We start from the raw sequence: 25359 nt of genomic DNA on the forward strand, positions 1-25359 counted from the left end.
GCAGTAGGCTGGGAACCAGATTGGGTAGCCAGCTTGCGGGGGCGCTCCCGACTATGCTGATTTGATTGAATTTGAGTACGGTAGCGAGGGCGGTGGTGTGATCGGGGTGACTGAAAGTAGTCCACCCGTAGAATAAGAATGGATGGCTTTCACTGAACAATACGATGTCGCCGTCGTGGGCGCCGGTCACGCCGGGTGCGAGGCCGCCATGGCCGCCGCACGGATGGGGCTCAAGACCGCGCTCATCACCATGAATATGGACCTCATCGCGCAGATGAGCTGCAACCCTGCTGTGGGTGGAGTAGCCAAGGGGCACCTGGTGCGCGAGGTGGACGCGCTGGGCGGGATCATGGGCGAGGTCGCGGATGCCGTCGGGATTCAGTTCCGGCTGCTGAATACGTCGCGGGGTCCGGCGGTGTGGAGTCCGCGGGCGCAGTGCGATAAGGCGCAGTACCGCGTGAAGATGCGGGAGGTGCTGGAGGGTCAGCCGGGGCTGCATATACGGCAGGCTGAGGTCGTGGATCTCGTCTTGGACGAGGGACCAGGCACCAGGGACCAGGGACCGGAAGGCAGGGAACAGGGAACAGGGAACAGGGAACAGGAAGGCAAAGGACAGGGAGTAGGGAGTAGGGAGCAGGGAGTAGAAGAGCGTGGCCGCAGACAGGTTGTGGGCCTCAGGCTGCGGGATGGGCGGCAGCTGATGGCGGGGGCCACCATCATTACTACCGGCACGTTTCTGAATGGGTTGATTCACTGTGGTGAGGAGCGGTATCCGGCGGGACGGAGCGGGGAGCCGGCGTCGGTTCTGCTGGGCGAGGCCCTGCGGCGGCTGGGGCTGCGGACTTGCCGGCTCAAGACGGGCACGCCTCCGCGGCTGGATGGGCGCACGATCAAGTGGCACATGTTTGAGGAGCAGCCGGGGGACGCGGATCCCACGCCGTTCAGCTTCAGGACGAAGAAGATTGTGCAGCCGCAGATCTCGTGCCACATCGCGTTTACCACGCCGGAGACGCTGCGGCTGATCCGCGAGAACGTGCATCGGTCGGCGATGTATTCGGGACAGATCGAGGGGGTGGGGCCGCGGTACTGCCCGTCGATCGAAGACAAGATCGTCAAGTTTCCTGATAAGACGCAGCATCAGTTCTTTCTGGAGCCCGAGGGGCTGAATACGCACGAGGTTTATATCAATGGCATGTCGACCTCGCTGCCGATGGAGGTGCAGTGGCGGATGGTGCACTCCATCCCCGGGCTCGATGAGGCCGAACTGCTGCGGCCGGGATATGCGATCGAGTACGACTCAGTGGATGCGACGGAGCTGGACCGCTCGCTGCAGGTGAAGTCGATGGAAGGGCTTTATCTTGCGGGGCAGATCAACGGAACGAGCGGGTATGAAGAGGCGGCGTGCCAGGGCATCATGGCGGGGATCAATGCAGCGCTGTGGGTAAAGGGAGAGGCGCCTTTCACGATGGATCGGACCGAGGGTTACACGGGGATTCTTATCGATGATTTGATCTCGAAGGGGACGAACGAGCCGTACCGGATGTTTACGTCGCGGGCGGAGTTCCGGCTGCACCTGCGGATTGATAACGCCGATCGGCGGCTGACGCCGTATGGGCGGAAGCTGGGGCTGATCAACGACGAGGCGTGGGCAGAGTACGAACAGAAGCAGGCGCGCATGGTGGCGCTGGAGAAGCTGCTCAATATCCGGAAGGTAGACGCGGAAGCATTGAATGCGGCGGATCTGGGTGGGCTTACGGCGGTGGCGGGATTGACCTGGGCGCAACTGTTGAAGCGGCCGGAAGTGACGATTGAGCCGGTGATGCGGGCGCTTGCGGAGGATTTGCGGAAGGAGCCGGTGCTGGCCGAATTTGTTGATCGGCATCCGGATGATGCTGTGGCGCGGGCGGCGTTCCGTAATGAAGCGCGGGCGGTGGAGACGGAGATCAAGTTTGCCGGGTATCTGGACCAGCAGAAGAAGTCGATCGAGAAGCTGAAGGCGGCGGAGGCTGTGTCGATTCCTGAGTGGCTGGAGTATGGGGCGATCAGCGGGTTGAGCCGCGAGATGCGGGAGAAGCTGGAACGCGTGCGGCCGCAGACGATCGGGCAGGCGAGCCGGATTCCGGGTGTGACGCCGGCGGCGTTGAGCCTGGTGCATGTGTCGATCCGACTGCAGGGAGCGCGGCGAGCGGTGGATCGGGTGGAGACTGCATAGAGCGACGGGAATTTCATGGAAGTGGAGAAATCCCTCCTGCCCAAGCGGAGCTTGGACGGGGCACCCGCGAATTGTTCCGGGCCAGCGAGTCAGCAAGTCACCCCTTAGGTTCCTGCTGGCAGGTACCGTGAAGCTGTGCAGAGGGCGGTAGACTTTGGCATGCACAAGCTCTCTGTTTGCTGTTTGGCAATGTTCTTGAGCGCACAGGTGGCGATGACGCAAAACGATTCCAGAATTGTTCGGGCAAGGGACCTGGGTGTGCCGTTCGACGGGACGCCGGGAGCTTTCAACGCCATCACGGATGTGCCGGGTGTGGAGGTTGGCACGACCACGATCATTCGGGGGGATGGGCCGCTGAAGGTGGGGGAGGGGCCGGTTCGGACCGGGGTGACGGCCGTTCTTCCGCGCGGCAAGAACGATACACATCCCACGTATGCGGGCTGGTTCAGCCTGAACGGCAACGGCGAGATGACTGGAACCGCGTGGGTGGAGGAGTCCGGTCTGCTGGAAGGGCCGATCGGGATCACAAACACGCACAGCGTTGGCGTGGTGCGGGACACCATTATTCAGTGGGCGCTGCGCAACAAGTTTGTGAAGGAAGACGAGTGGTCGCTGCCGGTGGTGGCGGAGACCTGGGATGGCTACCTCAACGATCTCAACGGATTCCACGTGAAGCCGGAGCATGTTTTCTCGGCGCTCGATTCGGCGCAATCGGGGCCGGTTGCCGAGGGGAATACCGGCGGCGGGACGGGGATGATCTGCTATGGATTCAAGGGGGGGACCGGGACATCGTCACGGGTGATTGCGAAGGAGGACGGCGGCTACACCGTAGGCGTGCTGGTGCAGTGCAACTGCGGCCAGAGGAGGCTGCTGACGATTGCGGGCGTACCGGTGGGCAAGGAGATTCCCATGGGAGCCGAGCAGGCGGCCAATGCGCCGGGCAGTAACTCCCGCGGGGATGTGGGTTCCATCATCATTGTTGTTGGAACGAATGCGCCTTTGCTGCCCCACCAGCTGAAGCGGATTGCGAGACGGGCGTCGATGGGGCTGGCACGGACGGGGTCGATCTCGGGGAATGGATCGGGGGATATCTTCATAGCTTTCTCGACGGCGAATGCGAATGCGGATAATGCGCCGGGTCCAAATAAGGTGGAGACCGTCTCGAACGAGAAGATCAGCGCGTTGTTCGAGGCGACGGTGCAGGCCACCGAAGAAGCGATTGTGAATGCGATGGTGGCGGCGAAGACCATGACGGGCGTCGATGGGCACACGGTTCCCGCACTGCCGCACGATGAGCTGACCAGGCTGATGAAGAAGTATCAGCGGTAGGGCAACCAGTCAGCGAACCGGCAGGTCAGCGAGTCAGACGCGAAGTTCTCATTGCCTTACTACTTGGAGATCAGGGGGATGTGGAACGGCTGTTCCGCGCCATTGCCCTGCTTTTTCTTGGATTTGCCCGGGGGGCCGTCTTCGCGGAGGATGGTTCGCTGCGAGTTCACGCAGATCCAGCTATTGCGCTGTTTTTCGAAGACATGGGTGAACACGCCCTTCTCGTCGACCGAGCCGGAACTGCCTTTGCGGTGCAGCTTGTAGGTGCCGTTGGCGACGGCGATATCGCCCAGCATGCGGACGGTGATCACGCGCTGATCGAGATGGTCGATTTTGTCCTGACCGCTGATGACGCCGGCCAGTTCCTGGTTGCGGGTGGTGATGTCGCCGGTGGCTGAGATACCCACAAAGACAGGAGACAACACAAGTTCCAGGGCGTACTGGTCGCGGGCGTTGACCGCGTCATCCCATTTGTCTTCGATCTTCTGAAAGGTCTGCACCTCAGGGGGCGCGGTGGAGGTAATTCCGGGCTTCGCGGTGGCTTCGGGCGCGGGGGCCTGATCCTGCGCGGCGACCGCGACACAAGAGAGCAAACCTGCAATGAAACAAAGCATTTTCCGGGTCATCGAGTGAAAAACTCCATGTGTCATGATGATATCTCTTTGACTCCGCAGGACGGTTTCAGTTGCGGGTTTTTGGTGGCCGGCTCATGGAGGGTTGGGAGTGAGGGTGGCTCATGCTAAATGCCGCAAAAAGGCCAGGATAGCGTGATGCCATCCCGGCCTTGGGAACGTAGGAGTTCGGTATCGATGCTACTGCAGCGATTCGAGCGGATCGAGGTGGTGAATTGTCACCAGCGCGTCCTCGATCGAGATCCAGCCATCTTTGCGGAACTGGCCCAGGGTTCGCGTGACCGTCTCACGCGTGGTGCAGGTCATGGATGCCATTTCTTCGTGGGTCAGCAACAGGGGGAAACGGATTTCCCCTGAGGGCAGGGTCTCGCCAATCTGGTTGCCGAGGTCCACGAGCAGATGCCCGAGACGTCCGGCCACCGTTTCAGCCAGCGCGATGCGGCAGGCGTCCTGCAGGGCAAACCGGTATTCCTGGCAGATGCATTGGACTGCGCGCATCTGGGCTTCCTTGTGGGCCCGCAGGAAGCTCTGGAAGCGATCGCGCTCGACGGGCCGCAACTGTGCCGGCGTGAGCGATTCGGCGCTGACTTCGTAGACTCCGTGCGAGAGCACGGCATAGAGGCCGAGCATGGAGCCAGGCCCCGCGACCCGGACGATCATTTGTTTATCGTGCGCACGGCACGAGGTCAGTTTCATGTAACCGCTGCATATCAGATAAAGGCAGCGGGCGTCTTCGCCCTGGGTAAACAGGGGTGCCTGCGCCGGCAAAGCGATGGTGCTAGTAGCTAATTCAAGATCGGCCAGGACAGCGCTACCGAGAGAGCAGAACCACCCAGGGCGCCGATTGGAACAGGCCGCACACCCCACCGGCGATTGCCGTGAGACGAACCGGTTTCGCGTGTGAGGTATCGGAAATTGCCCTAAATCCGCCATGTCAAACTTCGTTTCTGCCGCTACCAAGGGCATTTGCCGTCCACCGAGGCTCCAGGGCGGTCGAATACCCGAAGCAGTTCCGGCCCCGAGTAGATTTTTCCTTGTACCAATATTGGCCAAGTTTCGCCTCCACGAATGTGACGAGGCTCACGGTCATGAGTGTTTTTCGCGATATTCCATGGCTCTGGCGGGCGAACTACGCACAGAGGAATGCCCGGGATCCCCTCCCGGGACTCCCCGGGGGGAACGACTGTCAGTTTTCCGGATGTGATTGGGAGGGCTTATCTGACCAACTTGGAGCGTATGGCGTGTGATTAACATCACCGAGCAAGTCCACTATCCCCGGGTAAGCTCACACAGTAAGGTGACGCTGCGCACGGCAGTTGCCGAATTGAGAAGCAAAAAACTTGTGATTTGGGTATTGGAGCCGATGCATCCTAGGTGGCCCTGATCACAGGGAGAACGGTGCGAGGGGCCACAAGCTTGGAGGCAAGGCGGAATTCATGCTGATCGGTAATCCGTTACTGAAGTTGATACGTCGTGCGGTTCCGGGAAAGAAACGAGAACTGCAAGCTTGTTCATACCTCTTATTTGGGGCTTTGATACTGACCACGGGCGCACTGGCCGTTCCGGGCGCGAAGCCCGCGGGCAAGCAGGCGGCTGCTCCGGGTACCACTCCGGCTGCCGCTTCGGACTTTGTCGGATCGGAGACCTGCTCCGGATGCCACGAAGAAGTTTCCACCAAATTCGCGGCGAATCCGCACACCAAAATGGCCCAGATGCATGGCAAGCAGGGCGTGACCTGCGAAAACTGCCATGGTGCGGGCAAGGCCCATGTGGACGGCGGCGGCGATGTAACGAAGATCTTCAATCCCGCCAAGGCCTCGGCCAAGGAAGTTGACGCGAAGTGCCTGAGCTGTCACCAGGGCCAGCATGCCAACTTCGAGAAGTCAGGCCACGGGGAAGGGAACGTGAGCTGCGTTGGGTGCCACAGCGTCCACGCGGGCAAGGATCCGGAACACCTTCTCAAACTGGCGCAGCCGACTTTGTGTTTCCAGTGCCATTCCGATGTGAAGCCGCAGTTCTCGATGCCGTTCCATCACCGCGTGGAAGAAGGCGCGGTGAACTGCTCGGACTGCCACAATCCGCACGGCACCTTCAAGCAGAAGGGGCTGCGCGCATCGGCGCAGCAGGACGCGGTCTGCACGAAGTGTCACAGCGAGACGGCTGGTCCGTTCGTATATGAGCACGCGGTGGTCAAAACGGAAGGCTGCACTTCATGCCATTTCCCGCACGGCGGCCCCAATCCTCGGCTGTTGAACAGGGCGAACGTGAACACGATCTGCCTGCAGTGCCACTCGGTTTCTCCCAGCTTTACGACGGGTGAGCCGCAGGGACCGGCGCACAACCAGGCGACGCAGTACCAGTCGTGCACGATGTGCCACAGCGACATACACGGGTCGAATGTCAGCCCGGTGTTCTTCAACACGCACTAGGAAAGGGGGCGAGCGATGACGAATCAGACATATTCAGCGAAGAGTCTGGGCGGGTCGCAGGCCGGGATGGTTTCCCGGTGGCGCACCCTTTTGGTTGCGACGATGGTGGCCGGTGGATTGGCTCTCGCCGCTTATGCACAGGAACCAACAACTCCGCCTGCGGCGGGCCAGCCCGCTGCACCTCAGCAGCCTGCGACGCCGCCGAAGCCGGCGCCTACGCAGGCGAAGCCTCCTGCGGACACGAACGGAAAGACGATGGGCGGCTACCAGGTTCACTCGATGGTTGACCTGGGCGGGCGGTTCGCGGAAAAGAATGGCAGCAGGGCGATGTGGGCAACGATGGTGAACCAGACCACGGGCGCACGGGTTCTGGGGCAGGAAGTGCAGATGCACACCGTCGACCCGCACAAGACGCCGTTCTTCGATACGCTGAGCAGCTCAAGCTTTGGATATGGCGGGGATCCTTACGATGCGACGTATCTGAGCTTCTCGAAGGGCAAGTGGTATGACTTCGGGAGCAGCTTCCGCCGCAGCCGTCAGTACTTTGACTACAACCTGCTGGTGAATTCGCTGCTAGGGCCGAACCAGCTTGTGCCGCAGCCGAACTCACTGCACTTGTACAACACGGTACGCCGGAACACGGATACGCTGCTGACGGTTCTGCCGGTATCGCTGTTCAGTTTCCGCGCTGGTTACAACCACAACACGCACGAAGGGCCGTCGTACTCGACGATTCACCAGGGCGGCGACGTGCAGGAGAACATGTGGTTCCGGAACGCGACCGATACGTGGGTGGGAGGCGTGGATTACAAGCCTTTCCACAACACGACAGTCAGCTACGACCAATTCCTTGTTTTCTACAAGGGCGATACGAACTACCACCTTGCTCCTCCACCGTTTGTGCTGCCTAACGGGCAGCCGGTAACTGTGGGAGTGAACCTGCTGACGACATCGAAGTGCGGTACCTCGGGTACGGCGAACTATACGCTCGCGGTGGTCAACGGGGTAGTGAATCCGTTCTGCAGCGGCACTACGACCGAGGACCAGACTGCGCCGACGCGGACGAGCTTCCCGACGGAGCAGATGCGTTTTGCGTCGAAGGTGACGGACAAACTCGTGATGAACGGGCGGTTCCTCTATAGCGGCGGCAACAGCCGGGTGAACAGCTTCAATCAGACGTTCATCGGTTTGAACAGCCGTACGCTCTACAGGGAGATCATCGACACCGGCGCGCTGCCGAACGGGCATCTGGCGAACAACAAGCGTATCAACGTGAATGGCGATTTCAGCGTACGCGCCGAAATCAACCCGATCGTGGCTGTTTCGGACGTGGTGGATTACTGGGATGTTCGGGTTCCGGGGGAGACGGCGTGGAATGAGTTCACGCTGAAGGGAGTCGCTACTCAGAAGGGGCCACCGGTGAAGTACGGCACGTCGATGCTGACGCCGCTGAACGATCCGAGCCTGACGGCGAATACCGTGCTCAATACGGACTCGCACTATCTGGCGCATAAGAACATTGGCAACACGGCTCTGGGCATCTTCACGATAACGCCGCAGGTGAAGCTGACCGGCGGGTGGCGCTTCAATAATCGGGAGATCAGCCTCGACGACGATCCGACGCTGGCCTGGCACCAGAACTGGCTGCTGATAGGGTCCGTTCTGCAGCCGTCGTCGATGTTCCGGTTGAATCTGAACTACGAGCTGATGCATTCGAGTTCGTCGGGTTCTGCAACGACGACGAATACCTACACACGCGAGGCGCCGAACCGGATTAATGATTTCCGCGCGCGGGCGCAGATCAAGCCGGCGCACTGGATCAGCGTCGCGGCCGCGGGCATTCTGTACTACGCGGAAAACAACGATCCGACGGTCAATCACAAGGAGCATAACAACGATTTCAGCTTCAACGTGCATGTGACGCCGCGGGAGAATATGGGTCTGGATGTCGATTTCGCGCACGATAGCGTGTACTCGAGAACGGACCTCTGCTACCAGGCGAATCCAGCGCCGCCTGATGCGGTGCCGGGCGGCTATTGCACCAATTCCGCCAGCGGCAACACGCTGCTGGGGAACGGCCTGTACGAAGCTCCAATGACGTTCTTCAACGGCATGTTCAACTACGCAGGGTCGAAGTGGGTTGGGTTCGATGTAGGCGGCCGAGTGAATCATGTCACCGGTAGCGCGGAGATGCTGAATCCCAACATGGTTCCGGGCGCGTTGGATTCAACGTACTGGTATCCGTATGCGAACCTCATCATTCACATCGCGCCGAAGTGGTCGTGGCATGGTGACTGGAACCGTCCTGATTATGCAGAAGCAGGAGCACCGGGTCCGGCGCCGCGGAACTTTAACGGCAACATCTTCACGCTGGGCGTGAAACACCAGTTTTAGCAATTACTGCGGCAAGGATGGAATTCAGGCCAGCCTTGCCGCAACACCTCAACGCAACATCAACCCTGGTTCTGAAGCAAAGCCAGGGCGAAAGGGCCCGGCAGACTCAGCGGCGGGGCTGGCAATTGGCAGCGCCGCAGACATAGCCTTCGGCATTCTCTGTCCTGGCAGGTCGGGACGGGAAGTGTCGCCCTACAACGGGGACGTCACAAGGGAAAAGGAGTTTCTCGAGTGAATACAAAGGCCAGAGTCGCAGGTTTAGTGCTGCTTGCTTTTTCAGCGGTTGCACCAGTGTTGGCGCAGGATTCGGGCGCTGACGTTTACAAGGCGAAGTGCGCGAGCTGCCATGGCGCAACGGGCCTGGCAGACAGCGGCGCGGGTAAGGCCATGAAGGTAAAGCCGGCGACCGATCCGGATGTCAAGAAGATGACGCTGGACGAGATGATCGCCGTAACGACGGACGGGAAAGGGAAGATGCCTGCATACAAAGGCAAGCTGACCGACGCCCAGATCAAGGCATCGGTTGAGTTCTATCGGACCTTTGCCAAGTAAGCAGTTCGGATTTTTCTATGGTTGCGCGAGCCGGGGTGGGGATGATTGAATCCTGACCATCTCCGCCGGCCCGCATCGCAGAAGACCTTAGCGGCGTGATTTCCGGCCCCTCGGAATGTGCTCGCTTGAACGAAGGCAGTACCAACACGGAGGTCACGGGATGAATACCAGGATCAGAATGGCAGGAATGGTTCTGCTGGGTCTTTTGGGGGTCGCACCGATGATGGCGCAGGCGGGCGCCGACACTTACAAAGCAAAGTGTCAGAGCTGCCACGGCGCAACGGGCATGGCGGACACTGGCGCGGGCAAGGCGATGAAGGTGAAGCCCGCGAATGACGCCGATGTGAAGGCGATGACGGAAGACCAGATGATCGCAGTGGTAACGGATGGTAAGGGCAAGATGCCGGCTTACAAGGGAAAGCTGACCGATGCCCAAATCAAGGACTCTGTGGCGTACTATCGCACTTTTGTGAAGTAGGGGTCCTGCGATTCGCCTTTGGGCGCATCGTGCAATAAGCAGTAAGGGCCAGGCAACTCGCCATCGCCTGCCGGGTTTTAAATTCCAGGGAGTGATGAGATGAAGAACATGATTCGGAAGCAGGTAGTGTTGGCGATGGTTTTGGCCGCGGCCGGCACTGTGAGCTTCGCCCAAAGTGGGGGCGATGCGATTTACAAGGCGAACTGCCAGAGCTGCCATGGAAGCACTGGCACACCGAATGCCGGCATGGCGAAGATGATGGATATCAAGCCCGCCAAGGAGTACACGGCCAGCGAGAAGGATGAGATCGACGCAGTGAAGAACGGCAAGGGCAAGATGAAGGCTTTTGCCGGCAAGCTGACCGACGACCAGATCAAGGCCAGTGTGGAGTATTTCCGCACGCTGAAGTAGTTCGACTTGCAGTGCCCGAAGTAGAAGTTGTTGGACTCATGGCCCGCACAGGGTTTCTCCAGTAGTGCGTTATTGCGGTGGAGATGCGATGGGGCGGGCCATTTTATGCGGTGAACCTGGGGAGGTCACTTGCCCATTCTAGGGAGATTTCGCGAACACTGGGTTCGGCCGGCGCTGTTTTTCGGCAATAACCCGATAAGCCTTGCCGGCGGCGCCATTACCACGGCGGCCGGCGTAACGATGATCGGCCACTGGGTTCTTGAGATCGTCGGCCACTCGATCGACAATCCATATCTCAATATCATTTTCTTCCTGATTCTTCCTGCGCTGTTCATACTCGGTCTGGCACTGATCCCGATCGGTATGATCATCCGCCGCAGGCGTTTGCGGAGAGAGGGCACGATTCCCGCGGAGTATCCGAAGATCGATCTCAACGATCGCATTTTCCGGCATGGGATCGACATCGTCCTGATCGCGACGATCGTCAACCTCCTGGTTGTTTCCGTTGCGAGCTATCGCGGTGCTTCGTATATGGACTCCGCTGAGTTCTGCGGCAAATCGTGCCATGTGATGCATCCGGAGTACGCTGCCTACCAGGTTTCCGCGCACTCACATGTTGATTGTGTCGCGTGCCACATCGGCTCAGGTGCAGGATCCTACGTTCAAGCCAAAGTGAACGGCACCAAGCAGCTGATCGAAGTCACGCTGCGGCCGGTGGCTGGTGTCGCGCCCAAGCTGATTCCTACGTATCCGCAGCCGATACCATCGCCGGTGCATAACCTGCGTCCTGCACGCGACACCTGCGAGAACTGCCATACGCCTACCCGGTTCTACGGCGATAAGTTGCTGGTCAAGTCGACCTTCGCGGATGATGAGAAGAACTCGCAGACGCAGAGCGTGCTGGTGCTGCACCTGGGCGGACGAGATTCGCTCTCGAACCTGCTTGGTATTCATGGCGTGCACCTGGGGCACATCGAGTACATGAGCACGGATGCCACGCGCACGGAGATTCCGTGGATCGAGCGCACGAATCCTGACGGGTCGAAGACAACTTACGCTGCTTCGTCTCTGAAAGGGGAGATGCCCAAGGGCGAGCGCCGCACGATGGATTGCGTGGATTGCCATAATCGCGCAGCGCACACGATGCAGACCGCGGAAGATGCGCTGAATCGCGCGATGGCTGACCGGGTCATCAATCCTGATTTGCCGTGGGTGCACAAGGAAGGCCTTGAACTGCTGAAGGCCACTTATTCATCGAGCGAGGAAGCGCAGCAGAAGATTCCCGCTGCACTCGATGCGTTCTATCGCACACAGCACGCCGATGTGTACGCGGCGAAGTCGGCCGAGATCAAGGCGGCCGGCGATGGGCTGGTGAATATCTTTACGCACAATGTGTTTCCGGAGATGAAGGTGACGTGGGGAACGCATCCCAATCACATTGGGCACATGAGCTATCCGGGGTGCTTCCGCTGCCACGACGGCGACCACTCAACCAAGGACAGCAAGCAGACGATTAGCAATGACTGCGCCGCGTGCCACAACCTGCTGGTGGTGGACGAGAAGCAGCCCAAGGTGCTGTCGGACCTCGGCATCGCGCAGCAATAGAGCTTCACAGCAGTACCTTGCAACCAACTCCCGGAGGCCCGGCAAACCGCTCGAGCCTCCGGTTCTTTTTTGGTGCTGGTGATGCGGAGAAGGCTGCTTTACTGCGGCTGCTGTGCTCCCTCTTTGGCTCCCTCAGCAGCGCCCTTGGTGGTGCTCTTCGTCTTGTGCCAAGCCTTCTTAGTGCCGTTCTTGGTGGAGTGATAGGCCTTCTTGGTTCCGTGCTTCACGCCGTTACCTGCATCCTTCGCGGCGTTCTTGGTTTCGTGGCCGGCACTCTTCATGTCCTGCTTCGCCTGAGAGCCATTGTCCTGGGTCTGGGGCTGAGTCGTGTCGGTCTGTTGACTGAACCCGGGAGCCGGTACACACATGAGGGCGGCGCCGAGGAACATTGCCGGTACGTAGAATCTGGTCTTCATATAGATAAAGATTCGAATTGGAGGTTCAAAGTTGGTTTGAACGCCCTATTTGTGTTCTGGGGACGAATAGCTCCGGAAATTTCACCCGATTCTTTTCGCCCGGCCTAAAATAATCGCGCTTTCACTTCGTCTTCAGCTTTGGATGAGCAAGGTATCCGCGCGATGACTTCCGTTGAGCAAGACCGGCAGATCTCTGAAGTCATGGCGGAGCAGAGCTCGCGCCTGCGGAACTTCATTCGACGGCGCGTGCCGGCGGGCGAGGATGTGGAAGACATCCTGCAGGAGGTCTTCTACGAACTGGTTCGGGCGCACCGGCTGCTCATGCCGATCGATACGGTTTCGAGCTGGCTGTTCAGCGTGGCGCGAAACCGGATAACGGACTTGTTCCGGAAGAAGAAGCCGGATCTGTTCAGCGATATGGCCGCGGAAGGCGATGCCGGCGAGATGCTGGAATTCGAAGACCTGCTGCCATCGCCGGATGCGGGGCCTGAAGCTGCGTACCTGCGGAAGCAGCTTCTGCAGGCGCTTGAATCAGCTATTGCCGAGTTGCCGCCGGAACAACGCGAGGTATTCGTTGCCAATGAGGTGGAGGGCCGCAGCTTCAAGGAACTGGCAGCCGAAACAGGGATCAGTATCAACACTTTGCTCTCGCGGAAGCGCTACGCGGTGATCACGCTGCGACGCCGACTCGAGAACCTTCACAAGGAGATGAGTACGAAATGAGGCGTCCCATGAAAAAGCTATGGATTGCACTGATTGCACCACCGGCTATTGTTCTCTTCGTGTGGCTCTTCGGCGAGATCATCATGCATCTCTGGAACTGGCTGCTGCCGTCGCTGTTTGGATGGCATGTGATCACGTTCTGGCAGGCTCTCGGACTCCTGGTGCTGTGCCGCATTCTTTTTGGTGGATTTGGCAATAGCGGCAATCGCGGCGGGGGGCGACGCCGGCGGCGCGAACGGGAGATGTGGGAGTCGATGACGCCCGAAGAACGCGAGGCGTTTCGGCAAAGTATGCGGAACCGCTGCGGGCCGTTCAATGCGCCGGGCGGCGGAACGCAAGAACCAGCATAGGGGCAAGCGAGCCGGCCAAGTGATACGCGGTCCGGCCGGCTCAGCACTCACCGCGGGTGAGCTGTAGAGCTTCACCTGACAGGCGAGTATCTCATCGGGCGGTCGTTTCTGCCGCATGGCAGCGCCGTCAGGACGCGACATGCCTCCGCTCAAGAGCTGATCCCCAGCCCTTTCGACGCCAGCGAGCATCGCGCGACGAAATCGATTGAATTGTAAGATTCGGCGCGTATAGACCGCTGGATTCCGCACCTTTTTTGCACACTCGAAAACTGGCGCGTTCTCATCCCGCCACAGGATACAATCGCACCCAAACACAGGAAATGGGCAGTCCGTTTACCGAAAAGTGGTAGGGCTCAACTAGGGATCGCTGCGGGAAGATTAGATTGGGAATCCTGTGCAATATCCGGGCGGAAGTCACCGGGGATGGACATACGAAAGACGAGACATGGCATATATGCGATGGATGAGTTTGCCCCTGGCGCTTGGGCTTGCGGCCGGAGTTTCAGCCAATGCCCAAAACGCGACGACCGCAGTTGCCTGTTCCCCGGCCCCGGCCTCAGTGAGTTCGAATCAAGGTTCCGGTGGTTCACGCATTGTCGGCGATTGGCAGGCAAGCTCTGCTGTGTCTCTGCCCGCGAGCAAGCCGCCCGCGCTTCGTGAGGGAGTGGATCTGGGGCTCGCACCGGGCAGCACGCGTCTCGACCGCATGATCCTGCTGCTGGAGCCATCGGCGGCGCAACGCGTTGCGCTTGATGGGGAACTGGTTGCGCAGCAAACCCCCGGTTCGTGCGAATACCACCATTGGCTGACGCCGCAGCAGTTTGCGAGCGCCTATGCCAACTCCGTCGCAGATGTGAATGTCGTCGCGTCATGGCTTGGGGCGCAGGGCTTTACGGTCGCTCCGATACCGACCTCGCGCGGGTGGATTGAATTCTCAGGCACGGCTGCTCAGGTCACCCAGACTTTCGGCGCGCAGATTCACGCTTACTCAACCGCAACAGGAACCCGCTATGCGCTGCGCAGCGCAGTTTCTGTTCCTGCCGCACTGAGCCCAGTGATTCACGGACTGGTGTCACTCGATGGGTCCCGCTCCGCCGCTGCCATCACGACGCCGCTGAGCATGACGACATCCGCTGCCGCGCTTGCGGAGGAAACGGATGCCAGCCGAGCCGAGGCATTGACGCCGCAACTCGCTGCGCAGGCTATGCATTTCGATGGCATGCCACAAGGCGCAGGCGAGTCGATTGCTATTGCCGCTCGCAGCAATATTGAGGCTCAGGATGTCGCGTCATTCCGCAGTACTTTCGGTCTGACGGCGAACCCGGTTGGCGTCGCTCTCGCCGGGGCTGATCCTGGCATGAATAGCGATAGGGCGGCCATTGAACTTGCGGCCTCCTGGGCGGGAGCCGCCGCGCCCTCGGCACGCGTCCTTGTAGTTCCGGCAGGAAGCACTGCGGCGACGGACGGCGTGGATCTCGCGCTTACGGCGATTGTGCAGCAGTCTCGGGCACACACGATGCTGGTGGGCTATACCGCGTGCGAGGCCGCGCTCAGCGAATCGCACCAGGCATTCTACGCCGCGCTTTACAGGCAAGCGTCTGCGCAGGGTATCTCGGCAATTGCTGCCACGGGCGACAGCGGAGCGGCGGCGTGCCATGCTGCGGGCGTAAATGTTCCGGTGACCACGGGCTACTCGGTAAATGCGCTGGCTGCCACGCCGTGGAATACGGCTGTGGGCGCAGCGGCATTTGGTGTGTCGGGCGCGACTGAATTTGCGGCGTGGTCGCCGGTGAACGCGGCGGAGCCGTCGTATGCAACGGGTGGCGGACGGAGTGCAACCTACGCCGCGCCTGTGTGGCAGGTGGGGCTTTCCGGAAACTCTTCGCGGTCGTTGCCCGATCTCAGTTTTCCAACGGCGGTGGACTCGGCGCTCAGCCGGGGCCTTGCGTTCTGCTTCAGTGGTTCCACTTCGTCGTCCGGATGCAGCCTTGTGCGCGCGGGAGGTAGCGGCGCTGCCGCGGCAATCCTCGCCGGTGTCTCGGCTGCAATCGCTCAGCAGGATGGTCCGCAGGGCAACCTTGCTCCGCGGCTTTACGCATTGCGTAGCCGCGAGGGCGTATTCAGCGACGTTCAGACGGGAAACGCGCGATTGGCTTGTGCGGCCGGCACGCAGGGCTGCGATGCGTCAGGAACGCTGGGCTACGGAGCCGAGGATGGATTCGATCTTGCCTCGGGCCTAGGTGTGCCTGATCCCGTTGAGCTGCTGAAAGCGTGGCCCCAGGTTGGATCGGCGACTTCGATTGTGAATCTCAGCGTTTCACCTACTGAGCCCAACCAGACTTATAACCCGCAAGCTGCCATCACCCTGACGGCGACAATCACGGGGGGCGCCGGGACGCCGACGGGCACGGTGGACTTCTTTGATCAGAAAACCAACTCGAATCTGGGATCGTCGACGCTCGATTCGACGGGTGTGGCGGCTCTCGCGCTGCAAGGGAACATGCCGCAGGGCGGCAACACCATCATTGCGAAGTACCTGGGCGACTCGAATTATGCGGCAAACAATTCTTCTGCGTTGACGATTAACATTCAGCCAAGCACTACAACGACCACAGTCACGCCCTCGACGACTACGCCAAAAGTGGGCACGGCCTTTACAGTGAAGGCGACGATCGCCGTGGGAAGTCCGCCAGCCGGTGCAGTTACGCCTACGGGGAACGTCACCCTTACAGTGGACGGGCTGAACTACGCGATCAGCGCGGCTACAACATCGGGAGGAGTTACCACCGCCAGCTTCAACGTGACGATAAGTTCCACCGGCAGCCACAATCTGCAGGCTGTTTATGCGGGCGACTCCAACTACGATAATTCGACCTCGTCAGCAGTTGCTGTCAATGTGGCCAGCAATACTGCGGGCGTAACGCTGGCTGTTTCGCCGGTTCAGGGCACCTATAATCCAAGCGCTTCGCTGACGTTCACGGCGACTGTGGCGTCGCAATCGGGCGGAGCTACGCCGACGGGAACGGTGACCTTCGTTAACACGTCCACGGGGCACAATCTGGGCACGAACCCGGCCCAGCTCAGTGGTTCGGGAGTAGCCACGTTGACGGTGTCGAGCGGTTTCGCGGTGGGCAGCAACGCGATCGTGGCCCAATACAGCGGAGACACCGACTATGGCTCGGCCAACTCCAAGGCCACAACCGTGAATATGGCTCTCAGTTCCACCACGACGACAGTGACACCTTCGACGCTCACGCCAAGGGTGAACGTCGCATTCAGCGTTACGGCGGCTTTGACGGTGGGCAGCCCTACGGCTGGAACGCAATCGCCCAGCGGCAACATTACGCTCACTATCGACGGGACCAGCTATGCGAGCGTTGCGGTTTCGACGAGCGGTGGAACCACCTCCGCCACATTCACGGGAGTCAAAGTCACCACGCCGGGGAACCACAGCCTCCAGGCAGTCTATGCAGGCGATTCCAACTATGCCACATCGACTTCAACCGCGCTCGCGGTGAATGCCGCAGCCAACACGGCGAGCGTGACTCTTTCGGTGGCGCCCACGCAGCCGAATGCTACGTACAATCCTTCTGCGGCGATTGTGTTTACCGCGACGGTGATCTCGACTTCCGGCGGGTCTACTCCGACGGGGGATGTGAACTTCCTCGACCAGGCTACGGGTTCTAATCTCAACACGAGTGCGGTGGCGCTCGATTCGAGCGGGAAAGCAAGCATCACCGTCACGGGAGGGATGCCCCAGGGCGGAAACGCAATCATCGCCAAGTACGCGGGAGACGGGACGTATCCGGCGACCAATTCGCAGGCGTTGACGGTCAACATTCAGCCCAGCACAACGACCACTACGGTCACCCCGTCCACCACGACACCGCCGGCGGGAGTGGCGTTCCCGGTTACAGTGACGGTTGCGGTGGGCAGCCCGCCTGCGGGAACGGCGCCGCCAACAGGCAAGATCAATCTGAATCTCGACGGTCTGGCTTATGCGAGTGCCGATGCCTCGACGACGGGGGGTAAGACGTCGGCGACCTTCAGCGTTTCGCTTCCTGCCGGTGGTTCTCACAATCTGCAGGCCATTTATGGCGGCGACAACAACTACTCCGACTCGACCTCTGCAGCTGTAGCGGTGAACGCTACGAAGGGCGCCACCGTCACAACTCTTACAGCGACTCCGACCACGTTCAGTCCGGGAACTGCGGAGTCGTTTACGGCCACGATTGCCGCGGCGAGCGGTTCCTCGACAAAAGATACCTTCACCGGGACGGTGACGTTCTTCGACAACACGGGCCAGCTCGGAACGGCGACCGTCGCCTCGAATGGGGCGACGTTGTCGGATGTGAATCTATCGGGGACGTCGACGCATGTCATCACAGCCGTCTATTCAGGCGACGATAGCTGGGCTGGCAGTACGTCCAATGCGATCACGCTGAAGCCGATTCTGATTCCTACGATCACCACACTTGCGGTGTCTCCGGCGACAGCAGAGCCTGGGCAGGTGGTGACGTTGATTGCTACGGTCAAGCCAACCACCGCGCCGGCTACATCGGTGGAGCAGAACCCGACGGGCGACGTGGTGTTCTACAACGGAACCACGGTGCTGGCCACGGTGGCTCTTACGGCGGCTGCGAATAATACGGCGACGGCCCAGTTACTGTACTCGACTCTTCCGGCGGGCCAGAACTCATTGAGTGCCGTGTACGTGGGCGACTTGTTTTATGCGGCTTCGACGTCGAACACCATCACGATCACCGTGCAGGACTTCACGCTCACTCCGGATCCGGGCAATCCGCCCTCGGACCTCGACATCATCAAGGGCACGTCCGGCTCATTCGCATTTCAGGTTACAGGGCAGGGTGGATTTAATGCGCCCGTGGCCATCACGTGCGCGGTTCCTGCCACCGTCTATATGACGTGCGTGCCGAATGTGCTGACCGTCACTCCGAATGGCACGGTGACGTTCGTGGTGAACACGTTCCTTACTGGAGGCCTGAAAGCCGGAAGCAACACGCCGCCGCATCTGTGGCCGCATGCTGCCGCCGGCACGGCTCTGGCGGCGCTGCTCTTCTTCCTTCTGCCGTGCGGCCAGCGCGTGCGTATCTTCTCAGAGCGCGGCCGGCGCATGCTGATCCTGCTGCTTCTGCTCGGTTCCCTCGGGGCGGCCGGAATGGGCTGCTCCAGCACGAGTGGCGGGAGTACGGGGGGAAGCGACGGAACGCCTTTGGGTGAGACGACTCTGAAGATCACGGCTGCTGCCAACGTGGACAACACAGTCTTCAGTCATACCGCGTTCATCAACGTGAACGTTCTGCCTCCGGGATCTACAAGTACTTCGCGGCCCGTGGTTGGATCCAAATGATACGCTGGGACTTTTCGGGAGCTTTCATTCATGCAGACCACGCACTCCACCCAGCCCGTGCATTTCAATCTTGTGGCTGCGGCACATGCGGCCATGCTCGAGCACGGATTTCAGCCTGATTTCCCGGATGGAACAGACGGGGAGCTGACAGCGATTCTTGCCGAGAAGACTCCGCCGTCCGCGTCGCCCAGATTTCGCAGCGATTTCGTCGACTTGCGCAGCCTGCTCTGGTCATCGATCGACAATGACACGTCGAAGGACCTGGACCAGATTGAATGGGCCGAGCGGCTGCCCGACGGCAGGATGCGCGTACTCGTAGGTGTCGCCGATGTCGATTCGCGCGTTGTGCGCGGGTCATTGATCGATACGCACGCACGGAGTGAGACCACGTCGGTTTACACGGGGGTCAAGGTGTTTCCGATGCTGCCGCCGGAGCTCTCCGAGGGCATTACCTCGTTGAACGAAGACGAGGAGAGAGCGGCTATCGTCATCGAGTACTGCGTGGACGATGCCGGCGCGGTTAGTGGAGGCAAGGCTTATCGCGCGCTGGTGCGTAATCGCGCACAGCTCGCTTACAACGGTGTGGGTGCGTGGCTCGAGGATCGAGGGCCGGCGCCTGCGAAGGTAGCCGCTAATCGCGAACTTGCCGCTCAGCTCAAGCTGCAGGATGAAGCAGCGCAGCGCCTGGTGGGAAGCCGTTATCAGCACGGAGCGCTCGATCTGGAGACAGTTGAGACTCACCCTGTCATGCACGCCGATGAAGCGGTCGACCTTGCGCGGATGGAGAAGAACCGCGCTACCTCGCTGATCGAGGAGTTCATGGTCGCGGCCAACGGGGTGCTCGCGCGGACCTTTGACGGCGCGAAGGTGGCTTCCATCCGGCGGATTGTGCGGACGCCGAAGAGGTGGGATCGGATTGTGGAACTCGCCGAGGGGTTGGGGCACATGCTGCCCAAGGAGCCGGATTCGAAGGCGCTCAACGACTTTCTGCAGACGCAGAAGGAGAAGGATCCGGAGCACTTTCCAGATCTGTCACTTGCGGTGGTGAAACTGATGGGGCCGGGTGAGTATGTGCTGGTGCGGCCGACTGATCCGGACCCCGGGCATTTTGGCTTGGCGGTGCAGGACTACACGCATTCGACGGCGCCGAACCGGCGTTTTCCTGACATGGTGGCGCAGCGGATTCTGAAGGCGGTGATCGGATCGACGGCGCAACCTTATTCGGAAGAAGAACTCAACGCGATTGCCGAGCGGTGCACGCTGATGGAAAACATGGCGCGGAAGGTGGAGCGCGAGATGCAGAAGCGGATTGCGGCGGTGGTGCTGCATCCACGGATCGGGCAGGTGTTCCGGGCTATCGTTACAGGCGTGAACGAGTACGGGACTTTTGTGCGAAGCCTCGATCCGCACGTTGAAGGGAAATTAATCAGAGGCGGAAAAGGATTGGACGTAGGAGATCGGCTTCAGGCGCGGCTCATCGGGACCGATCCTGCGCGGGGGTTTATCGACTTCGCGGCGTTGTGATCTGTAAGACGTTATCCCCGGGGCCGGGCCGACGACCCGGCCCGGGCAGCCGTGAGGTTATTGGAAGTCGTCCTGGGATGAGTTGGAGGACCGCGGGTTGGCGGCTTCAACTAAACCGACAACGCGACCTTCGGGATCAGTGAAGAGAGCGATGACTGGACCGTTGGGCAGGGGCTCGGGGCCCAAGACGCGCTTGCCGCCCCGGCTTTCTACCCGGCTCAATGCGTCCTGGATATTTTCGACTTCGACATAGAAAGTGACGTGGCCGGGTCCGCCGTCCATAGACTTGCCGATGCCGCCACTGATACCGCGGCCGGTGGACACCATCGCATAGGTGTCGGGCGCTTCGCTGTTGGCGGGTGTCATCTGCCATTCGAACAGGCCTGCGTAGAAGCTCTCCAGGGCGGCTTTGTCGCGGCCGAGAATCTCGAAGAAAACGACGGGATTGGGCATCAGTACTCCTCGGACGCTTGGATGCGGCTGCAGTTTTTCGTGGTCGCATGGCGGCGCGGCAGAGCTTGTTCTGTCGCATTTTCTAAAGGTGTGGGACACTCAGGCTACTCAGCCATTCGAAGGAAACGCAGGGGCACACACCAGGGGGACGCATGCCGGAAGCTCTGCTCAAGGCGGAACGGGATCGGCGACAGGGCCGCAGAAACGCGTGGATCGTGGCGGTGCTGACGGTGGTCGCGGTGTCGGCGGCACTGATTTTGAATCTGCCCTGGTTCTATTACCTGCGGAGTGATTGCCGGGCGATGGAGACTTTTCTGCGGAATCTGGATGCCGGCCGCTATGGGGACGCTTACGCGGTGATTTCCCCGGAGATGCAGGCCCGTACCGACTACCCGGCGATGGTGCGGCAGCAGGAGGGGATTGCGTCACGGCTGGGGCGGCTGCAATCGGTGAACGTCAGGCACCTCGACTCTCACGGGAGCCGCTCACGCAGGATCACCAACTTGCGGGTTCATGTGGTGTACGAGCGGGGCGCGACAGACTACCAGTTTCTACTGCTGGAGAGCTATGGCAGGTGGACGGTGTGGTCGTTCGAGCCAGTCAGCTAGTCCGTCAATCAGCGAGCCAACGAAGCAGGGAAAACTAAGTCTCGGGGTGCCTAGCGGATGGGCGGTGGAAAACTTTCCTGTTGACAAATATTGCAAATCGCAATAATCTTTATTGCAGATTGCGATAGGTTGATGTAGAGCAATGAGCCGATCGCAAGCGATTCCCGGGGATGATCTGCTCAACCGGCGGAATCGCGGAGCCAGTAAGTGAAGCTGGGCGACAAAATTCGCTACCTTCGCGAAGTGGAAGGCAGCCTCCGGGGCCTGAACCGGGCGATGAGCCAGTTGGAAATGGCACGCGCCATCGAGGCCGAGACCGGCTCGAAACTGAGCCAGAGTTACCTCTCCCAAATTGAGAGCGGGGCGCGGCCGCATATGACGGGGAAGACGCGGCAGATTCTCGCGTCGTTCTTCAAGGTGCACCCGGGGTACCTGGTGGATGACCCGGAGGGGTATTCGCCGGAGCTGCAAAGCGAGCTGCGGAAGGTGGAAGACCGGCTCGACATGTGGCTGGTGGATGGGGCGGAGCGGTTCCGGCGCGATCCCGAGCTCAAGCAGGCTCTGTTGACGCTGGCGCGGCACGAGCACTCGCGGGAGTGCCTTCTACTTCTGGAGGCGATTCTCGAAACTCCGGGGCTGGCGCCGAGGTTGAGTGAGGTGCTTCGCACAGGGAACAGAGAACAGGGAACAGGGAACAGGGAACAGAAAACGGGGCGCGGTACGAAACAGGGGGCGCAGAAATGATTACGTTCTACCTGGTTTGCTTTCTTGTGGGGCTGATGTTGAGCGTGGTGATGCTGCTGGGAGGGATGGGGCACTTTGCAGGGCACATGGGCGGGCACGTGCATATTCCGCATGTGCACGTGCCGCATGCTCCGCACGTGCCTCACGCCGGTGGGGGTACGCCGTCCATAGACGGCGCGGCGACGGTGCCGTGGTGGAACGGGTTTTCCATCATGATTTTTCTGTGCTGGTTTGGCGCGGCGGGTTATTTGCTCACCAAGTACGGCACGTTTGTTCTGAGCGTGGTGCTGGTGCTGGCGGCGATTGTGGGCGTGGCCGGAGGAGCAATTATCTTCCTGTTTCTCACGAAGGTGTTGATGAAGCACGAGCGCGAGCTCACAGCGGATGAGACGCAGGTAGTCGGAGCGGTGGGCCGGGTGTCGTCGCCGATTCGGGCGAACGGAACGGGCGAGATTCTCTACCAGCAGCTCGGCGCAGTGGTTTCGGCGCCGGCGCGCTCAGAGGACGGCATCGATCTGCCGCGCGAGGAAGAGGTCTTCGTGGTCCGCTACGAAAAAGGGATTGCTTACGTGCGGAGATTCGATGAAGCCAGGGAATAGGCAGTAGGGAATAGGGAGTAGTCAGTCCGAACTTATCTGGAACTTACACAAGGCCAGCCGAGTGGCAATTTCTGAGTTAGTCGCTGGAGGCTGCCGTGATCCGGTTGAAAGGACCGGAGATGCAATGACGAGCGATACGACCGTGCTGATGACGGACATGGCCATCCTGGTGGCGATCTTTCTGCTGGGATTCCTCGCCAAGGTTTTTCCGAAGAACCGCCGCAAGGCGAAAGAGTAAGCACCTGCGGTGCGGCTGACCGCGCCTGCGGGGCCGAGCCAGGGAAGTGTGGACGTATAACCATCAACCCTCTCACTCCCGGTTGAAAGGACCGGGATCGCAATGACCAACGAAACGATCATGTTTGTCGGAATCGGCGTACTGGTGCTGATTATCCTGATGGGCATTTTGGCCAGGATGTATCGCAAGGCGGGTCCCAACGAAGCGCTGATTGTCTATGGATTTCGGGGGCCGCGGGTTATCAAGGGTCACGGAACGGTGATCTTCCCGATGGTGGAGAACTGCCGCGAGCTCTCGCTGGAACTGATGAGCTTCGACGTAGCGCCGCAGCAGGATCTCTATACCAAGCAGGGTGTGGCGGTGACTGTGGAAGCTGTCGCGCAAATCAAGGTGCGCAGTGACCAGGCTTCGATTCTGACGGCGGCCGAGCAGTTTTTGACGAAGGCTCCGCAGCAGCGCGAAGGGCTGATCCGGCTGGTGATGGAAGGTCACCTGCGCGGCATTATCGGCCAGCTGACGGTTGAGCAGATTGTGAAGGAACCGGAGATGGTTGGCGACCGGATGCGGTCGACGTGCGCCGATGACATGAGCAAGATGGGGCTCGAGGTGATTTCGTTCACGATCAAGGAAGTCCGCGACAAGAACGAGTACATCGCGAACATGGGCCGGCCGGATGTGGCGAGGATCAAGCGCGATGCCGATGTGGCGACAGCCGAGGCGGAGCGGGATACGGCGATTCAGCGGGCGAATGCGCTGCGCGAGTCGGCGGTGGCTAAGGCGAAGGCAGACCAGGACCGGGTGATCGCGGAGACGGCATCCCAGACTCGCCAGGCCGAGGCGCAGCGCGACCTGGACATCAAGAAGGCGGAGTATGCAGAGCAGAGCCGCCGGCAGCAGGCGTCCGCCGATAAGGCGTACGAGATCCAGACGAACATCATGCTGCAGCAAGTCACCGCGGAGCAGGTGAAGGTGCAGCAGGTGGAGAAGGAAGGGCAGATCAAGGTGCAGGAGGCCGAGATCGCGCGCCACGAGAAGGAACTGATTGCGACCATTCTCAAGGAGGCCGAGATCAATCGCCAGAGGATCGAGACGCTGGCAGCCGCGGAGAAGGCTCGCCTGGTGACGGAAGCGGAAGGCCGCGCCGCATCGATCCGCGCAGAAGGCGAGGCGGAAGCGAGCATCATCTTCCAGAAAGGCGAGGCGGAAGCGAAAGCGATGAACGTGAAGGCCGAAGCTTACCAGGAATACAACCAGGCTGCCGTTATCGACAAGCTGCTCACAGGCCTGCCAGAGGTGGTGAAGGCGCTGGCCAGCCCCCTAAACAACGTGGACAAGATCACGATCGTATCCACAGGCGGGGACGCTGCGGGATTGAACAAAGTGACCGGCGATATCGCCAAAATGGCGGCGCAAGTTCCGGCGCTGTTCGAGACGCTGAGCGGTATGGACATCAAGCAGTTGATGGCCAACGTGCGGGGCATCAAGGAGAAGAGCAACGGCGAATCGAAGCAGGTGTAATGCCGATTGCGAGAGGATTTCATCGCTGTTCATCGCATAACGACGGGCACCGGCCAACGCTTAAAGACGTTGGCCGAGTGGCCGCAAACGCGGAGGGCAAAGCTCTCTGAAGGAAGTTGAAATGATGAATCGCTCGAAGTTGGTTGTTGTTCTCACGCTCGCTCTCGGTGCTCTTCCGTTTGCAGTTGCGCAGGCGCCTGCGACGGAAATTACGGAGGCGCAGACCAAGCCGACGCCGGTGGTGCCGGAGGATCAGCGGCCGACGGCGAGCCAGCTCGACCGGTTGTTTGAGGTGATGCGGCTGAAGGAGCAGCTGGCGTCGACGACGAAGTTGTTGCCACAGCTTGCGCAGCAGCAGATGGCGCAGGAGATGGATGGGATGGTGAAGGATCATCCCGAGCTGGCCAATCTCACACCGGAGCAGAAGCAAAAGGCGACGCAGGTGGTGAGCAAGTTTGCGGGCCAGGCGCTGACTCTCTTCAGCTCTGACGAGGTGATCGCCGAGATGAAGACGATCTATCAACGGCATCTGACGGGCAATGACGTCGAGAACCTGATCGGGTTTTACGGCACGCCGTCAGGCCAACACATGCTCGACATGGTGCCGGTGGTGATGCAGGAGTTTCTGCCGAACTTTATGCAGAAGATGCAGGCGAAGATGCGTCCGCTGGTGGCGGAGATGGCGAAGGAGATGGCGGCGATTGTCGCGCCGGCTGCGGGAGACAAGGCGCCCGCGAAGCCGGATCAGCCGAAGTAGAAGCTGGTCCGCATTG

At 60.4% G+C, this 25359-nt stretch carries 21 protein-coding genes; 17 read left to right on the forward strand and 4 right to left on the reverse strand.

The features are described from left to right. Window positions 1-142: 142 nt before the first annotated feature. Window positions 143-2212, forward strand: a complete 2070-nt coding sequence (mnmG, locus tag MOP44_RS11175; protein WP_260796117.1) for a tRNA uridine-5-carboxymethylaminomethyl(34) synthesis enzyme MnmG — start codon at window positions 143-145, stop codon at window positions 2210-2212. 189 nt (window positions 2213-2401) lie between these two features. Further along, window positions 2402-3541, forward strand: a complete 1140-nt coding sequence (locus MOP44_RS11180) for a DmpA family aminopeptidase (protein ID WP_260796634.1) — start codon at window positions 2402-2404, stop codon at window positions 3539-3541. A 59-nt stretch (window positions 3542-3600) separates the two neighbouring features. On the opposite strand, the gene MOP44_RS11185 is transcribed toward MOP44_RS11180, so the two are convergent. Beyond that, window positions 3601-4167 carry a nuclear transport factor 2 family protein gene (locus MOP44_RS11185; RefSeq protein WP_260796118.1) on the reverse strand — a complete coding sequence of 189 codons (567 nt, stop codon included), beginning with the start codon at window positions 4165-4167 and terminating at the stop codon, window positions 3601-3603. Window positions 4168-4353: 186 nt separating this feature from the next. Continuing rightward, window positions 4354-5139, reverse strand: coding sequence for a Crp/Fnr family transcriptional regulator (locus MOP44_RS11190; RefSeq protein WP_313901064.1), 786 nt, complete (start codon window positions 5137-5139; stop codon window positions 4354-4356). Window positions 5140-5705: 566 nt separating this feature from the next. Here MOP44_RS11190 and MOP44_RS11195 point away from each other — a divergent pair. The 6 genes from MOP44_RS11195 (at window position 5706) to MOP44_RS11220 (ending at window position 12042) form a co-directional block, all read left to right on the forward strand. Next, window positions 5706-6602: a DmsE family decaheme c-type cytochrome gene (locus tag MOP44_RS11195; protein ID WP_260796119.1), complete on the forward strand. Its 897-nt coding sequence runs from the start codon at window positions 5706-5708 to the stop codon at window positions 6600-6602. A 15-nt stretch (window positions 6603-6617) separates the two neighbouring features. After that, window positions 6618-8996 (forward strand): hypothetical protein, encoded by a 2379-nt coding sequence (locus tag MOP44_RS11200; RefSeq protein ID WP_260796120.1) that lies wholly within the window; start codon window positions 6618-6620, stop codon window positions 8994-8996. Between the two features lie 231 nt (window positions 8997-9227). Continuing rightward, entirely contained in the window at window positions 9228-9548 is a 321-nt protein-coding gene (locus MOP44_RS11205; protein WP_260796121.1) for a c-type cytochrome, read from the forward strand. 160 nt (window positions 9549-9708) lie between these two features. After that, window positions 9709-10026 carry a c-type cytochrome gene (locus MOP44_RS11210; RefSeq protein ID WP_260796122.1) on the forward strand — a complete coding sequence of 106 codons (318 nt, stop codon included), beginning with the start codon at window positions 9709-9711 and terminating at the stop codon, window positions 10024-10026. Between the two features lie 99 nt (window positions 10027-10125). After that, complete coding sequence (locus tag MOP44_RS11215; RefSeq protein WP_260796123.1) at window positions 10126-10437, forward strand: c-type cytochrome; 312 nt, start codon at window positions 10126-10128, stop codon at window positions 10435-10437. A 129-nt stretch (window positions 10438-10566) separates the two neighbouring features. Then, window positions 10567-12042 carry a NapC/NirT family cytochrome c gene (locus tag MOP44_RS11220; protein WP_260796124.1) on the forward strand — a complete coding sequence of 492 codons (1476 nt, stop codon included), beginning with the start codon at window positions 10567-10569 and terminating at the stop codon, window positions 12040-12042. 98 nt (window positions 12043-12140) lie between these two features. Here MOP44_RS11220 and MOP44_RS11225 read toward each other — a convergent pair whose 3' ends face one another. Further along, window positions 12141-12458, reverse strand: coding sequence for a hypothetical protein (locus tag MOP44_RS11225; protein ID WP_260796125.1), 318 nt, complete (start codon window positions 12456-12458; stop codon window positions 12141-12143). Window positions 12459-12620: 162 nt separating this feature from the next. Here MOP44_RS11225 and MOP44_RS11230 point away from each other — a divergent pair, with 162 nt between their 5' ends. The 4 genes from MOP44_RS11230 to MOP44_RS11245 all read left to right on the forward strand — a co-directional run bounded on the left by MOP44_RS11230 (window position 12621) and on the right by MOP44_RS11245 (window position 20426). Beyond that, the gene (locus MOP44_RS11230) at window positions 12621-13181 is read left to right on the forward strand and encodes an RNA polymerase sigma factor (protein ID WP_260796126.1); all 561 of its coding nucleotides are present in this window, start codon (window positions 12621-12623) and stop codon (window positions 13179-13181) included. Window positions 13182-13189: 8 nt separating this feature from the next. Then, a complete protein-coding gene (locus MOP44_RS11235) occupies window positions 13190-13531 on the forward strand; it encodes a hypothetical protein (protein WP_260796127.1) in 342 nt (113 codons plus the stop codon). 463 nt (window positions 13532-13994) lie between these two features. Continuing rightward, on the forward strand, window positions 13995-18902 hold the full coding sequence (locus MOP44_RS11240; protein WP_260796128.1) for an Ig-like domain repeat protein: 4908 nt from the start codon (window positions 13995-13997) through the stop codon (window positions 18900-18902). A 30-nt stretch (window positions 18903-18932) separates the two neighbouring features. Continuing rightward, entirely contained in the window at window positions 18933-20426 is a 1494-nt protein-coding gene (locus tag MOP44_RS11245) for an RNB domain-containing ribonuclease (RefSeq protein WP_260796129.1), read from the forward strand. A 57-nt stretch (window positions 20427-20483) separates the two neighbouring features. On the opposite strand, the gene MOP44_RS11250 is transcribed toward MOP44_RS11245, so the two are convergent. Further along, entirely contained in the window at window positions 20484-20879 is a 396-nt protein-coding gene (locus tag MOP44_RS11250) for a VOC family protein (RefSeq protein ID WP_260796130.1), read from the reverse strand. 152 nt (window positions 20880-21031) lie between these two features. Between MOP44_RS11250 and MOP44_RS11255 the strand changes: the two genes are divergently transcribed. The 5 genes from MOP44_RS11255 (at window position 21032) to MOP44_RS27860 (ending at window position 25343) form a co-directional block, all read left to right on the forward strand. Then, window positions 21032-21487 (forward strand): hypothetical protein, encoded by a 456-nt coding sequence (locus MOP44_RS11255; RefSeq protein WP_260796131.1) that lies wholly within the window; start codon window positions 21032-21034, stop codon window positions 21485-21487. A 207-nt stretch (window positions 21488-21694) separates the two neighbouring features. After that, window positions 21695-22231, forward strand: a complete 537-nt coding sequence (locus MOP44_RS11260) for a helix-turn-helix domain-containing protein (protein WP_260796132.1) — start codon at window positions 21695-21697, stop codon at window positions 22229-22231. Further along, a complete protein-coding gene (locus MOP44_RS11265) occupies window positions 22228-22830 on the forward strand; it encodes an NfeD family protein (RefSeq protein ID WP_260796133.1) in 603 nt (200 codons plus the stop codon). Before MOP44_RS11260 ends, MOP44_RS11265 begins: the two co-directional genes overlap by 4 nt. Window positions 22831-23170: 340 nt before the next feature. Continuing rightward, entirely contained in the window at window positions 23171-24586 is a 1416-nt protein-coding gene (locus MOP44_RS11270) for a flotillin family protein (protein WP_260796134.1), read from the forward strand. Window positions 24587-24707: 121 nt separating this feature from the next. Then, complete coding sequence (locus tag MOP44_RS27860; protein ID WP_313901065.1) at window positions 24708-25343, forward strand: DUF2059 domain-containing protein; 636 nt, start codon at window positions 24708-24710, stop codon at window positions 25341-25343. Window positions 25344-25359 lie beyond the last annotated feature (16 nt).

The sequence above is a fragment of the Occallatibacter riparius genome, assembly GCF_025264625.1.
Lineage (GTDB): Bacteria > Acidobacteriota > Terriglobia > Terriglobales > Acidobacteriaceae > Telmatobacter > Telmatobacter riparius.

What these genes read in the sequence shown, in the direction of transcription:
- MOP44_RS11235 (WP_260796127.1), top strand. Translation starts at nt 13,190, where the DNA reads ATGAAAAAGCTATGGATTGCACTGATTGCACCACCGGCTATTGTTCTC.
- MOP44_RS11200 (WP_260796120.1), top strand. Translation starts at nt 6,618, where the DNA reads ATGACGAATCAGACATATTCAGCGAAGAGTCTGGGCGGGTCGCAGGCC.
- MOP44_RS11230 (WP_260796126.1), top strand. Translation starts at nt 12,621, where the DNA reads ATGACTTCCGTTGAGCAAGACCGGCAGATCTCTGAAGTCATGGCGGAG.
- MOP44_RS11265 (WP_260796133.1), top strand. Translation starts at nt 22,228, where the DNA reads ATGATTACGTTCTACCTGGTTTGCTTTCTTGTGGGGCTGATGTTGAGC.
- MOP44_RS27860 (WP_313901065.1), top strand. Translation starts at nt 24,708, where the DNA reads ATGATGAATCGCTCGAAGTTGGTTGTTGTTCTCACGCTCGCTCTCGGT.
- mnmG (WP_260796117.1), top strand. Translation starts at nt 143, where the DNA reads ATGGCTTTCACTGAACAATACGATGTCGCCGTCGTGGGCGCCGGTCAC.
- MOP44_RS11210 (WP_260796122.1), top strand. Translation starts at nt 9,709, where the DNA reads ATGAATACCAGGATCAGAATGGCAGGAATGGTTCTGCTGGGTCTTTTG.
- MOP44_RS11215 (WP_260796123.1), top strand. Translation starts at nt 10,126, where the DNA reads ATGAAGAACATGATTCGGAAGCAGGTAGTGTTGGCGATGGTTTTGGCC.
- MOP44_RS11185 (WP_260796118.1), bottom strand. Translation starts at nt 4,167, where the DNA reads ATGACCCGGAAAATGCTTTGTTTCATTGCAGGTTTGCTCTCTTGTGTC.
- MOP44_RS11180 (WP_260796634.1), top strand. Translation starts at nt 2,402, where the DNA reads ATGTTCTTGAGCGCACAGGTGGCGATGACGCAAAACGATTCCAGAATT.
- MOP44_RS11240 (WP_260796128.1), top strand. Translation starts at nt 13,995, where the DNA reads ATGAGTTTGCCCCTGGCGCTTGGGCTTGCGGCCGGAGTTTCAGCCAAT.
- MOP44_RS11250 (WP_260796130.1), bottom strand. Translation starts at nt 20,879, where the DNA reads ATGCCCAATCCCGTCGTTTTCTTCGAGATTCTCGGCCGCGACAAAGCC.
- MOP44_RS11225 (WP_260796125.1), bottom strand. Translation starts at nt 12,458, where the DNA reads ATGAAGACCAGATTCTACGTACCGGCAATGTTCCTCGGCGCCGCCCTC.
- MOP44_RS11190 (WP_313901064.1), bottom strand. Translation starts at nt 5,139, where the DNA reads ATGCCCTTGGTAGCGGCAGAAACGAAGTTTGACATGGCGGATTTAGGG.
- MOP44_RS11255 (WP_260796131.1), top strand. Translation starts at nt 21,032, where the DNA reads ATGCCGGAAGCTCTGCTCAAGGCGGAACGGGATCGGCGACAGGGCCGC.
- MOP44_RS11245 (WP_260796129.1), top strand. Translation starts at nt 18,933, where the DNA reads ATGCAGACCACGCACTCCACCCAGCCCGTGCATTTCAATCTTGTGGCT.
- MOP44_RS11270 (WP_260796134.1), top strand. Translation starts at nt 23,171, where the DNA reads ATGACCAACGAAACGATCATGTTTGTCGGAATCGGCGTACTGGTGCTG.